The sequence below is a fragment of the Cronobacter condimenti 1330 genome, assembly GCF_001277255.1.
In the GTDB taxonomy this organism is placed as follows: domain Bacteria; phylum Pseudomonadota; class Gammaproteobacteria; order Enterobacterales; family Enterobacteriaceae; genus Cronobacter; species Cronobacter condimenti.
The window spans coordinates 1,375,601-1,388,164 of the sequence record NZ_CP012264.1 but is presented as its reverse complement, the minus strand read 5'-3'; the positions used below and the strand labels follow the sequence as shown (position 1 = coordinate 1,388,164).

Sequence of the window (12,564 nt, the reverse complement as noted above, 5' to 3'; positions counted from 1 at the left end):
ATGTGAGTCATTTTCAGCGCCAGCAGATCGTTTTTCTCGCGCTTTTCGGCTAACGTAGGCGGGTTTGAAATAATAAGGATTAGGTATGCGCAATCGCACGTTTGCGGATCTCGACCGGGTGGTGGCGCTCGGCGGCGGTCACGGTTTAGGACGCGTCATGTCCTCTCTCTCTTCTCTGGGTTCACGCCTGACCGGCATTGTTACGACGACCGATAACGGCGGTTCAACCGGCCGCATTCGTCGCTCAGAAGGCGGGATCGCCTGGGGCGATATGCGCAACTGTCTTAACCAGTTAATTACAGAGCAAAGCGTCGCTTCAGCGATGTTTGAATACCGTTTTGGGGGTAATGGGGAACTTTCGGGGCATAACCTCGGAAATCTCATGTTAAAGGCACTGGATCACCTGAGCGTGCGGCCACTCGAAGCGATCAATTTGATCCGCAATTTGCTTAAAGTGGATGCGTTTCTCATCCCGATGTCGGAGCAACCGGTCGATCTGATGGCTATCGATCGCGAGGACAACGAAGTATACGGCGAAGTGAATATCGATTTGCTAAGCCACCCGCCGAAAGAGCTGATGCTCTATCCCAACGTGCAGGCAACGCGTGAGGCGGTGGAAGCCATTGCGGAGGCGGACCTTATTCTGATTGGTCCCGGCAGTTTCTACACAAGCCTGGTACCGTTGCTGCTGCTGGACGACCTGGCGCAGGCGCTGCGCCGCACTCCCGCCCCGATGGTGTATATCGGCAATCTTGGCCGCGAGCTAAGCCCAGCCGCCGCCGCGCTGCGTCTGGAAGAGAAACTGGCGTTAATGGAAACCTACGTCGGTAAACGGGTGGTGGACGCGGTAGTGGTTGGCCCGAAGGTGGACGTCAGCGGCGCGCAGGACAGAATTATCATTCAGGAACCGCTGGAAGCGAGTGATATCCCTTACCGCCATGACCGCCATCTGTTGCGCATCGCCCTCGAAAAAGCGATTCAGGCGCTGGGGTAACCGGCGAGAGCTGGAACATCTGGAGCATAACGTCAACGGCGGGTTACGCAGCGCTGCGGTGGGGAATGACGTCGTTGTAGGGTGGGTAAGCAAAGCGCCCCCACCCCATCTAAACACCGACACCTTTAAAAAACCGTCCTGCCTGAAGCCCCATCGCCTCTTAAGCCACAAACCGCGACCGCGCGCCACGCCCCCTTTTCAGCAAAGGGTGGGAAGAGCCTACGACGCGGCGATAAACAGTTCGCGAAGCTGATGCAGTTTGTCACGCACCTGGGCTGCCTCTTCAAACTCGAGATTCTGGGCATGTTGCACCATTTGCGCTTCGAGCTGGTGAATCTTCTGTTGCAACGCTTTTGGCGTGAGCGCCAGTTCAGCAGCTTCAGCATCCACCACACTGCGGCCTTTGCCACGGCCTTTCGGCTTGGTTTTTGCGATATTCTCGCCAAGCGCCAGAATATCGACCACTTTCTTGTTCAGCCCCTGCGGCACGATACCGTGCTCTTCGTTGTAAATCTGCTGCTTCTCACGGCGGCGCTCGGTTTCGCCAATTGCCTTCGCCATCGATGGCGTAATTTTATCGCCATACAGAATGGCTTTGCCGTTCACGTTACGCGCCGCACGCCCGATAGTCTGAATGAGCGAGCGCTCGGAACGCAGGAACCCCTCTTTGTCGGCATCCAGAATCGCCACCAGCGAGACTTCCGGCATATCCAGTCCTTCTCGCAACAGGTTAATGCCCACCAGCACGTCAAACTCGCCAAGACGAAGGTCGCGGATAATTTCCATGCGCTCGACGGTATCAATATCAGAGTGCAGGTAGCGCACCTTCTCGCCATGCTCTTCGAGATATTCGGTTAAATCTTCCGCCATACGTTTGGTGAGGGTCGTTACCAGCACACGTTCGTTGATGGCGACACGCTTGCGGATTTCTGAAAGCAGATCGTCCACCTGCGTTGCTACCGGGCGTACTTCGATAATCGGGTCGAGCAGGCCCGTCGGACGCACCACCTGATCGATAATGTCACCGCCCGATTTCTCAAGCTCATAGTTGCCCGGCGTCGCCGACACATACACGGTCTGCGGCGCCAGCGCTTCGAATTCTTCAAATTTCAGCGGGCGGTTATCCAGCGCTGATGGCAAACGGAAGCCATATTCCACCAGCGTCTCTTTACGCGCGCGGTCGCCACGGAACATCCCGCCAATCTGCGGAATAGTAACGTGGGATTCGTCCACCACCAGCAGGCCATCCGCCGGCAGGTAGTCAAAGAGGGTTGGCGGCGCCTCGCCCGGCCCACGGCCCGAGAGATAGCGCGAGTAGTTTTCAATGCCCGAGCAATAACCCAGCTCGTTCATCATTTCGAGGTCAAACTGCGTACGCTGGGTCAGGCGTTGCTCTTCCAGCAGCTTATTGTTTTCAAGCAGCACCTTGCGGCGCTCCGCCAGCTCAACTTTGATCTCTTCCATCGCCTGCACAATACGCTCGCGCGGGGTGACGTAGTGCGTTTTCGGGTAGACCGTAAAGCGCTGGATAATAGAGTCGACGGTGCCAGTCAGTGGGTCAAACAACGATAACCGCTCCACCTCTTCATCAAACAGTTCGACGCGCAGCGCCAGATCGTCCGATTCCGCCGGGAAAATGTCGATGACCTCGCCGCGTACGCGGAAAGTGCCGCGCTGGAACGCCTGATCGTTGCGGGTATATTGCAGCTCCGTCAGCCGCCGCAGAATGGCGCGCTGATCGATGATCATCCCTTTGGTGAGATGCAGCATCATCTTCAGGTAGAGATCCGGGTCGCCCAGACCGTAGATAGCAGAAACCGACGCCACCACGACCACATCGCGCCGCTCCAGCAGCGCTTTGGTTGCCGACAGACGCATCTGTTCGATGTGCTCGTTTACCGACGCGTCCTTCTCGATAAACGTGTCAGAGCTCGGCACATAGGCTTCCGGCTGGTAGTAATCGTAGTAAGAGACGAAATACTCGACGGCGTTTTCAGGAAAGAACTCTTTCATTTCGCCGTAGAGCTGCGCCGCCAGCGTTTTATTGGGCGCCAGCACCATTGTCGGGCGCTGCAAATCGGCGATAACGTTCGCCATGGTGAAGGTTTTCCCTGAGCCCGTCACCCCCAGCAGCGTCTGGTGCGCCAGTCCGTCCTCCAGCCCTTCCTTGATGCGACGAATCGCCTCAGGCTGATCGCCAGAAGGTTTGAAAGCGGAATTGAGTTTGAACGGTTTGCTCATGAAGAAACACCTGATGAAGATTTGCGCGGAACAGAGCGTTAATTGTACTCACCGCAGCGATTTTTGCCAGCGCTAAATACTGGATATAAAATCAGTGGCAGGTTAGCAGATTTTGTCCCTACAGCATTTTTACCATTCGGTATGAAGGAAATTTGCCCCTTCGCCGGATAAAACACTATCGGGGGGCGGTTATCCCCAAAATTTTTTGTCCTTTAACATTTGTCAAGCGAAGCTGTGATACTTTTGTTGCAGCAGATGACACTTTTCCTTCACCGCTTGCTTTTAATTAACCTTCTAATTTAAAACAGCTTTCTATAAAAGATGGCTTTCGCGCCAGATCGGGTGCAAGCCGCATCCGCTCTCGCTTACGGCGCGTTTTCTAACTCTAATACACAAGGTTATCCACAGGAATAGTGGATAACTGCTCCCAGCCCTGAAAGCGCGCCGCGTGGCGAAATCACCCGGACTGCCCGCGTTTGGCTCAGAAAAAATTTTTCCCGCCTGGTTTGCGGCATTTTACGCCTGGCCTCGCGCGGATCCTGGCGCGATCCCTTTCACAAATTTTGCATTGCTTTTGCATAGCGCTGCACCAAAACCACGCCATGCTCAGCACTCAAAATGTGCACCCCGCACGGCTTTCTCCAGGATAACGCACTGGCCCTGCGTGTTTCCTTTAGGTTTAGTCTCAATTCCTGACGGGATCAAAGGCGTTTTCACTGGCTGGCAAGAGAATTGCAGTACCCCTGTTACCGGAACTACACCCTCTTCCCGTCTTTGCCGGGAAGCGACGCAGGAGGCGCGGGCAGGCCGGGACGTTACAGCGCGCAGCCGCGCCACCCACGGCGCGCCGACGCCGTTTTCCGTTTACCTGTCTGAAGGAGAAGCGCCATGTTAAGTCTGCACGCGGTTAACCACTTTTACGGCACGCAGCATAGTCTGTGGGACGTGAACCTCGATTTACTGCCCGGAGAGTGCACCTGCGTTATTGGCGCGCCAGGCATGGGAAAAACCACGCTGCTGAACTGTGTCGCCGGGTTTCTGCCTGTCAGGAGTGGCAGCATTCTCTGGCGTGAAAGCGGGCGGGCGCCGCAGGAGTTGATTAACGTCGGTGCCGGCGCGCGCGCCGCGCTCGGTATCAGCTACGTACCGCAGGAGCGACGCTATTTTTCGCAACTGACAGTGGAAGAAAACCTGCATATTGCCCTGCGCGCACAACCCCAAGCCGTCGCCACGCTGCCGGAACCCGTCTTTGAACTCTTCCCGGCGCTGTATGACCGCCGTCACGCGCAGGCGTCGCTGCTGGAGCCTGAGGTCGCGCACCAGCTCACCCTCGCGCAGGCGCTGGTGACGCGCCCGCGGCTGCTGATTCTCGATGAGCCGACGCGCGGCCTCGGGCAGCGGTTTATTCCGCGCCTGGGGGACATTCTGGTGCGGCTTAACCGTGAATGGGGGATGAGCCTGTTGCTGGTGGAACGGCATCTGTCGTTCATACGTCGGGTGGCGGATCGCTTCTGCCTGTTGCATCGCGGGCGGACGGTAGCCCGCGGGAGCGTCGCGCAGTTAACCGATGCGCGCCTGACGCACTGGGTAACGCCTTAACCCCTGAGCTTACTGAGATCGATCCACTGCGCGGCGTCCGTCACGTCCGGTTCAGTCCCGAGCCACGGAATTTCACCAAGCATCGGGGCCGGCAGCAGACGTGAGAGCGTCGCGAGATACTCCGCGTGACGACGGCCCGGCGGTTGTACATCGTTGGCGACCCAGCCTGCAAGACGTAGTCCGGCGGCCTGCACGGCCTGGGCGGTCAGGAGGGCGTGGTTAATACAACCCAGCTTGACGCCCACCACCAGAATCACCGGCAGTTGCTCCTGCTGCGCCCAGTCGGCAAACGTGGCATGGTCAGTGAGCGGTGTAAACCAGCCGCCCGCGCCTTCGACCAGCACCCAGTCGGCCTGCTGTTCAAGCTTGCGCAGGCCCGCCGACATCACGGCAAACTCAATGGGGCGTCCCTCTTCACGGCTTGCGATATGCGGTGAGGTCGGCTCTTCAAACGTCAGCGGATTAACCTCGTCGTAACGCAGCCCCACACTGCTGTGGCGCAAAAGCGAGAGCGCGTCGCTGTTACGCAGCCCCTCAGGCGTTATCTCACTGCCAGAGGCCACTGGTTTATAGCCTGCCGTGCGCCAGCCTGCGGCTTTTGCCGCCGTAAGCAGTGCGCAGCTCGCGATCGTTTTGCCCACCTCAGTATCGGTTCCGGTAATAAACCAGCGTTCAGTCACGTTCAATCACTCCAGAAATCAGTTGGTAAGTCAGCGGGAAGCGCTCGCCCTGTCGCGGCCAGGCGTCATGAAGCGCGCGCAGTTCACGCCGCGTCAATGTGCGGCTCGCTCGCCCTGCGTGCAGATGCGTCGCGCCGATCCCCTTGAGCGACTGCATCGCGCTAAGCGCGTCGCCAAAGAGCAGCGTCACCGGGTGCTGGCGCAGCGTCAGGCGTGCGGCGGGCGCGGCGGCATGAATATCTTCAGGGCGCGAGAAGCCATTCGCGTGTGCACGATGATCGACGGCCGCCCATGCCTGATGCAGTTCGCAAAGCGAGCCGTGTGCAAGGGTTGTAAATGCGACACGCCCACCGGGGCGTGTCACGCGCAGCATGTGCTCCAGCGCCCCGGAAAGGCTCTGACACCACTGCACCGCCAGATTGCTCCACACCAGATCAAAGCTTCCCTCCGTAAACGGCAGCGCCTCGATATCGCCCTGCACATAACGGTGCGCGGCGCTCCGTTCGCGCGCCTGCGAAAGCATGGCGGGGCTTAAATCAAACGCCGTCACGTCACAGCCGCGTGCACGCCAGTCGAGGCTGCCTGCGCCGGTGCCACATCCGGCATCCAGCACCGTCGCCACCCCCTGCGCGCCACAGTGTTCAGTCAGCAACTGCGCACTCTGGCGCTGAAGATCCGCGAAATCGTCATAGCGCGGTGCCGCACGCCCAAACGCGGCTGCTACGGCGCGTTTATTAACGGCAACCGTCATACAGCGCCTCCAGCAACGCGTCGATATCGTCATCCTGATGCGCGGCGCTTATCGTCAGACGCAGGCGCGCGGTGCCTGGCGGGACGGTGGGTGGACGAATCGCCGTGACCCACAGGCCACGCTCGCGCAATGTCTGTGCCAGCGCCAGCGCGGCGGCGTTTTCCCCGACGATTAAGGGCTGAATAGCGGTTTGCGAATCGGCAAGCGCCAGCGGCAATCGCGCCGCCCCTGCGCGAAAACGCGCAATGTTACGTTCAAGACGCGCGCGCAACTCATCGCCTTCACGAATCACCGTTAAGGCGGCCTTCAGCGCCTGCGCCTGCGCGGCCGGCATCGCGGTGCTGTAGATAAGATGGCGCGCGGTCTGGAGTAAATACTTCGCCATCGGTTCGCTGCACAACAGCGCCGCACCGCTCAGGCCAAAGGCTTTACCAAATGTCACCAGCAAAAGGTCTGGCTTTATGCCTGCGACATCGCAACTGCCCCGCCCTTCGCGCCCCAGCACGCCGATGCCGTGGGCGTCGTCCACCATCAGCAGCGTGTTGTCGTTTCGCGTCAGCGGCGCGAGCGCGGCAAGCGGCGCGCAATCGCCATCCATGCTAAAAACACCTTCGGTAAAGGCGAGTGTCAAACCATCGCACGGTTTATCGAGAAGGGCCGCGAGTGCGGCGGGCGAGTTATGCGCGAAGCGACGCAGGGTCGCGGGGCTGTGGCTTGCCGCCTCCAGCAGCGAGGCATGGCTTAACCGGTCGGCAAGAATGCGATCGGGCGCCTGCATCAGCGCCGCGACCACCGCCTGGTTGGCGGCAAAACCGGAGATAAACAGCAGCGCGCGGTCAAACCCCAGCCAGCGGGCCAGGTCTTCTTCCAGCGTCTGGTGTGCCCTGCTGTAGCCACTGACGTGACCGGACGCCCCGCTCCCCACGCCCCAGGTTCGCGCGCCCTGCTGCCAGGCCTCGATTAACTGTGGATGCTGGCTTAAGCCCAGATAGTCGTTGCCGGAGAAGTTCCGGTAGCGCACGCCCTCATTCACCAGCGCGCCGCCGCGCGCCGGATCGCAGACGGCACGACGACGCAGGCTATGGCTTGCTTCGCGCGCCGCCAGTGCCGCATCGATTCTTGCCTGCCAGGTCATACCGCCGCCGCGTTGTAATACTGTTGGTTATCCGCATCGCGCAGCGCATGTTCCAGACGCTGCTGTTGTTCATTGTCGCCCGCCAGCACCGCGGTCTGCTGCGGGTTGATGCCAAGCTTGCGAAAGAGTTGCAGATCTTTGTCTTCTTCCGGGTTCGGCGTCGTCAGCAGTTTGCAGCCGTAGAAAATGGAGTTGGCGCCCGCCATAAAACACATCGCCTGCGTCTGCTCGCTCATCTGCTCACGGCCTGCCGAGAGGCGCACATATGAGGTTGGCATCATGATGCGCGCGACCGCGATGGTGCGAATAAAATCAAACGCGTCAACATCGTCGTTATCGGCAAGCGGCGTGCCTTTGACCTTCACCAGCATATTGATTGGCACGCTTTCCGGTGGCGTCGGCAGGTTGGCGAGCTGTAACAGCAGCCCCGCGCGGTCGGTCACGGTTTCGCCAAGCCCCACGATGCCGCCGGAGCAGACCTTGATACCCGCGTCGCGAACTTTCTCAATGGTATCCAGACGCTCCTGATAGGTGCGCGTGGTGATGATGTTGCCGTAAAACTCCGGCGAGGTGTCGAGGTTGTGGTTGTAATAATCCAGGCCCGCTTCACCGAGACGCTGTGCCTGCGCATCGCTTAGCGTGCCGAGCGTCATGCAGGTTTCAAGCCCCATCGCTTTCACCCCCTGCACCATCTGCTCCAGGTACGGCATATCGCGGTCGTTGGGGTTTTTCCAGGCCGCGCCCATGCAGAAACGCGTCGAGCCCGCCGCTTTGGCTTTGCGGGCGGAATCAAGCACCTGTTCGACTTCCATCAGGCGCTCGGCCTCCAGGCCAGTTTTGTAGCGCGCGCTTTGCGGGCAATATTTGCAGTCTTCCGGGCACGCGCCGGTTTTGATAGACAGCAGCGTACTGACCTGCACGTGGCGCGGATCAAAATGCTGCCGATGCACCTGCTGGGCCTCAAACAGCAGATCCAGCAGCGGTTTTTCAAAGAGTTCAGTGACTTGCGACAAAGTCCAGCGTGAAAGGTGAGCCATCGGGCGTCTCCAAAGGGTTTTATTTATCTGGGTTATGGATATACTCGTAAACCTAAATCTTTTTAATTTGGTTTACAAGTCATGATAACACCCGCCGATCTCGCCTTCGATCGTGACCATATCTGGCACCCTTACACCTCCATGAGCGCGCCGCTGCCGGTTTACCCGGTGACGCACGCCGCTGGCTGCGAACTGCAACTGGCGAGCGGCGAGCGGCTGGTGGACGGCATGTCGTCATGGTGGGCCGCCATTCACGGTTATAACCATCCGCGCCTGAACGCAGCGATGAAGCGCCAGATTGATGAGATGTCGCATGTGATGTTTGGCGGCATTACGCACCCTGCCGCCATTGCGCTGTGTCGCAGGCTGGTGGCGATGACGCCAGAAAATCTGCAGTGCGTTTTTCTCGCGGATTCCGGGTCTGTTGCCGTCGAAGTGGCGATGAAAATGGCGCTCCAGTACTGGCACGCCCGCGGCGAGCCGCGTCAGCGGTTTCTCACCTTCCGCCACGGCTATCACGGTGACACTTTCGGCGCGATGTCGGTGTGCGATCCGGATAACTCAATGCACAGCCTCTGGAAGGGATACCTGCCGGAAAACCTCTTTGCGCCTGCACCGCGTAGCCGCTTTGACGGTGAATGGGACGAGCGCGACATCGCGCCCTTTGCCCGCCTGCTGGCCGCGCACCGCCATGAGATAGCCGCCGTTGTCCTGGAGCCGATCGTACAGGGCGCGGGCGGGATGCGGATGTATCACCCGGAGTGGCTCAGACGCATTCGCCGCATGTGCGATCGCGAAGGCATTTTGCTGATTGCCGATGAAATCGCGACCGGCTTTGGCCGCACCGGCAAACTCTTCGCGTGCGAACATGCGGGGATCACGCCGGACATTCTCTGCCTCGGCAAGGCGCTAACCGGCGGCACCATGACGCTCTCCGCGACGCTGACGACCCGCGCTGTTGCGGAGACTATCAGCAACGGCGAGGCGGGCTGCTTCATGCACGGCCCGACGTTTATGGGCAACCCGCTCGCCTGCGCGGTGGCCGCCGAAAGCCTCGCGCTGCTGGAGACGGGCGACTGGCAGGTGCAGGTGGCGGCGATTGCACGCCAGCTGATAACCGAGCTTGCACCCTGTCGCGACGAGCCGCTGGTTGCCGATGTCCGTGTGCTCGGCGCCATCGGCGTAGTGGAGACGCACGCGCCGGTGGAAATGGCCGCGCTGCAACGCTTCTTCGTCGAAAAGGGCGTCTGGGTACGGCCGTTTGGTCGCCTGATTTATCTGATGCCGCCGTACATCATCACGCCCGAACAGCTCACGCGCCTTACCCAGTCCGTCTGCGAGGCGGTGAAAAACCCGCTGTTTTTCAGACGCTGAGCCACCCGCAAGCGTCGTGGGATGCACTACACTTTCAGGATTTGCGATAAACAACCAGGAGGACGCGATGAAGATTCTGATGGTACTGACATCCCACGACAAACTGGGCGACACCGGGAAGAACACCGGTTTCTGGCTCGAAGAATTTGCCGCGCCTTACTATGTGTTTCACGACGCGGGTATTGATGTCACGCTCGCCACGCCACAGGGCGGTCAGCCGCCGCTCGATCCGAAAAGCGACGAGCCGGACGCGCAAACTGCGGACACCCGCCGCTTTCGCGAAGATCCCAAAGCCCAGGAGGCGCTTGCCAACACGGTGCGCCTTGATGAGATCAACGCCGACGAATATGACGCGCTGTTTTATCCCGGCGGCCACGGCCCGCTATGGGATCTCGCCGAGCACCCCATTTCTATTGCCCTGCTCGAACATTACTGGGGCGGCGGCAAGCCGGTCGCCGCCGTGTGTCATGCGCCGGGCGTACTGCGCCATGTGAAAAAACCTGACGGCACGCCGCTGGTGGAAGGCAAACGCGTGACCGGTTTTACCAACAGCGAAGAGGAAGCGGTCGGCCTGACGCAGGTGGTGCCGTTCCTGGTGGAAGACGCGCTGAAACAGGCAGGCGGCCACTTTGAGCGCACCGACGACTGGGGTGTGCATGTCGTCGTTGACGGGCATCTGATCACCGGCCAGAACCCGGCCTCCTCGGCCGCAACCGCCGAAGCCTTGCTGAAACTGCTGCACCTGTAAGGGAGACAGCATGAAATTAATCAGCGTCAACTTTAACGACGGGGATAAGCTCCCCGCCCGTCATGTTTTTAACGGCATGGGTTATGAGGGCGATAATATTTCGCCCCATCTCACCTGGGATGAGGTGCCGCCTGGCACCAAAAGCTTTGTCGTCACCTGCTTTGATCCGGATGCGCCGACTGGCTCTGGCTGGTGGCACTGGGTGGTCGCGAATCTGCCTGCGGATACCCGCGTACTGCCGCAGGGCGCAGGCTCCGGCCAGGCGGATTTGCCGGATGGCGCTATCCAGACGCGCACCGATTTCGGCACGGCCGGCTACGGCGGCGCGGCGCCGCCCAAAGGCGAAACGCACCGGTATATTTTTACGGTGCACGCGCTGGATGTTGAGCGCATCGAGGTAGATGAAAACGCGAGTGGCGCGCAGGTTGGGTTTAATGTTCACTTCCACCGCCTTGCCAGCGCCTCGCTGACGGCGCATTACATCTGAAGCATTTTGAAGCCGGTTGTCACAATCGGCTTCCCGTTTCGCTCAACTTAGTATAAAAAAGCAGGCTCTTGTGCGTTCCCCCATTTAACAGGCTTAGCAAGGAGCAACCCTTGAACAAATTTTCGGTATCCCGTCTGGCGCTGGCGTTCGCTTTTGGCGTGACACTGACTGCATGCAGCTCAACGCCACCGGACCAGCGTCCTTCTGAACAACGCGCGCCAGGCACGTCGGCACGCCCGGTGCTGTCTGCGGATGAAGCGAAGCATTTCGTCCCGGCCCACTATTTCTCTAATATTGACCCGAATGCCGCGCCGTGGTCGCCGTCCTCGATTCGTCTGCCTGAAAAAGCGGATTTCGTGGTAGGCCAGGCTGGTGAACAGGGCGTGACCCACACCAGCATTCAGGCCGCGGTAGACGCGGCAATTGCCCGTCACGCCAGCGATCGTCAGTACATCGCAGTACTGCCAGGCACCTATGAAGGCACCGTGTTTGTACCGGCCGCGCCGGGCAGCGTCACGATTTACGGCACCGGTGAAAAACCGATTGATGTGAAAATCAGCGCGGCGCTGGACAGTGAAATGGATGCCAATACCTGGCGTCGTACCGTGAACCCATCAGGCAAATATATGCCCGGCAAACCGGCCTGGTATATGTTCGACAACTGCCAGAACCATCGCACCGGCACCGTCGGCATGATGTGTTCTGCCGTGTTCTGGTCACAGAATAACGGTCTGCAATTGCAGAACCTGACTATCGAAAACAGCCTCGGCGACGCCGCAGGCGAAGGCCAGCATCAGGGTGTCGCGCTGCGTACCGATGGCGATCGCGTACAGATCAACAAAGTGAATGTGCTGGGCCGCCAGAATCCGTTCCTTGTGACCAACAGCGATATCCGCAACCGCTTCATGCCGGATCGTCTGACCCGCACGCAGGTGACCAACAGCTATGTTGAAGGCGACGTTGACCTGGTTGCAGGCCGTGGTGCAGTGGTGTTCGATAACACTGAATTCCATGTCGTTAACACCCGTACGCAGAAAGAAGGTTATGTCTTCGCCCCGGCGACCATGCCGAACCTGTATTACGGCTTCCTCGCCGTGAACAGCCGTTTCGTGGCGGCAGGTGATGGCGTTGCGCAGCTGGGCCGCGCGTGGGATATGGGCGCGAGCGAAAACGGCTATACCGCTGGTCAGACGCCGAACGGTCAGGTTGTTATCCGCGACAGCGTGATTGACGCGGGTTTCAACACCGCGCAGCCGTGGGGCGCGGCGCTGGACTCACAGCGTCCGTTTACCGGCAATACCGGCGCGCAGGACGATAAAGGCAATATCCAGCGCGACCTGAACGACGCGAACGTTAACCGCATGTGGGAATACAACAACCGCGGTCTGGGCAGTAAAGTCGTCGCTGAACCGAAAAAATAATCGCACCGGTAATTAACGGGCATTAAAAAAGGGGGAATTATCCCCCTTTTTCTTTACGCAACAATGCTCGCCACCGCGGGCTGCGCTAAAAAACCTC

At 59.5% G+C, this 12,564-nt stretch carries 11 protein-coding genes; 6 read left to right on the top strand and 5 right to left on the bottom strand.

The features are described from left to right. Positions 1-85: 85 nt before the first annotated feature. A complete protein-coding gene (gene yvcK / locus AFK62_RS06370) occupies positions 86-994 on the top strand; it encodes a uridine diphosphate-N-acetylglucosamine-binding protein YvcK (protein WP_007681082.1) in 909 nt (302 codons plus the stop codon). 219 nt (positions 995-1,213) lie between these two features. Here the strand turns inward: yvcK and uvrB are convergent, their stop codons facing one another. Continuing rightward, positions 1,214-3,235: an excinuclease ABC subunit UvrB gene (gene uvrB / locus AFK62_RS06365; protein WP_007681079.1), complete on the bottom strand. Its 2,022-nt coding sequence runs from the start codon at positions 3,233-3,235 to the stop codon at positions 1,214-1,216. 888 nt (positions 3,236-4,123) lie between these two features. On the opposite strand from uvrB, the gene AFK62_RS06360 reads away from it, so the two are divergent. Then, positions 4,124-4,834, top strand: a complete 711-nt coding sequence (locus AFK62_RS06360; RefSeq protein ID WP_007681077.1) for an ABC transporter ATP-binding protein — start codon at positions 4,124-4,126, stop codon at positions 4,832-4,834. Here AFK62_RS06360 and bioD read toward each other — a convergent pair. The 4 genes from bioD to bioB are packed head-to-tail and all read right to left on the bottom strand — an operon-like array spanning position 4,831 to position 8,437. Continuing rightward, positions 4,831-5,514 carry a dethiobiotin synthase gene (gene bioD / locus AFK62_RS06355; protein ID WP_007681074.1) on the bottom strand — a complete coding sequence of 228 codons (684 nt, stop codon included), beginning with the start codon at positions 5,512-5,514 and terminating at the stop codon, positions 4,831-4,833. The two genes, AFK62_RS06360 and bioD, sit on opposite strands and share 4 nt — an antisense overlap. Next, positions 5,507-6,265, bottom strand: a complete 759-nt coding sequence (gene bioC / locus AFK62_RS06350; RefSeq protein WP_007681072.1) for a malonyl-ACP O-methyltransferase BioC — start codon at positions 6,263-6,265, stop codon at positions 5,507-5,509. The genes bioD and bioC overlap by 8 nt, the downstream gene beginning before the upstream one ends. Continuing rightward, positions 6,249-7,400 carry an 8-amino-7-oxononanoate synthase gene (gene bioF / locus AFK62_RS06345; protein WP_053531786.1) on the bottom strand — a complete coding sequence of 384 codons (1,152 nt, stop codon included), beginning with the start codon at positions 7,398-7,400 and terminating at the stop codon, positions 6,249-6,251. The genes bioC and bioF overlap by 17 nt, the downstream gene beginning before the upstream one ends. Beyond that, the gene (gene bioB, locus AFK62_RS06340) at positions 7,397-8,437 is read right to left on the bottom strand and encodes a biotin synthase BioB (RefSeq protein ID WP_007681062.1); all 1,041 of its coding nucleotides are present in this window, start codon (positions 8,435-8,437) and stop codon (positions 7,397-7,399) included. The genes bioF and bioB overlap by 4 nt, the downstream gene beginning before the upstream one ends. 81 nt (positions 8,438-8,518) lie before the next feature. Between bioB and bioA the strand changes: the two genes are divergently transcribed. The 4 genes from bioA (at position 8,519) to AFK62_RS06320 (ending at position 12,467) form a co-directional block, all read left to right on the top strand. After that, positions 8,519-9,811 (top strand): adenosylmethionine--8-amino-7-oxononanoate transaminase, encoded by a 1,293-nt coding sequence (gene bioA, locus AFK62_RS06335; protein ID WP_007681058.1) that lies wholly within the window; start codon positions 8,519-8,521, stop codon positions 9,809-9,811. 67 nt (positions 9,812-9,878) lie between these two features. Next, positions 9,879-10,559: a type 1 glutamine amidotransferase domain-containing protein gene (locus AFK62_RS06330; RefSeq protein ID WP_007681056.1), complete on the top strand. Its 681-nt coding sequence runs from the start codon at positions 9,879-9,881 to the stop codon at positions 10,557-10,559. Positions 10,560-10,569: 10 nt separating this feature from the next. Then, a complete protein-coding gene (locus AFK62_RS06325; RefSeq protein ID WP_007681053.1) occupies positions 10,570-11,046 on the top strand; it encodes a kinase inhibitor in 477 nt (158 codons plus the stop codon). Positions 11,047-11,156: 110 nt separating this feature from the next. Beyond that, complete coding sequence (locus AFK62_RS06320) at positions 11,157-12,467, top strand: putative acyl-CoA thioester hydrolase (protein ID WP_007681050.1); 1,311 nt, start codon at positions 11,157-11,159, stop codon at positions 12,465-12,467. Positions 12,468-12,564 lie beyond the last annotated feature (97 nt).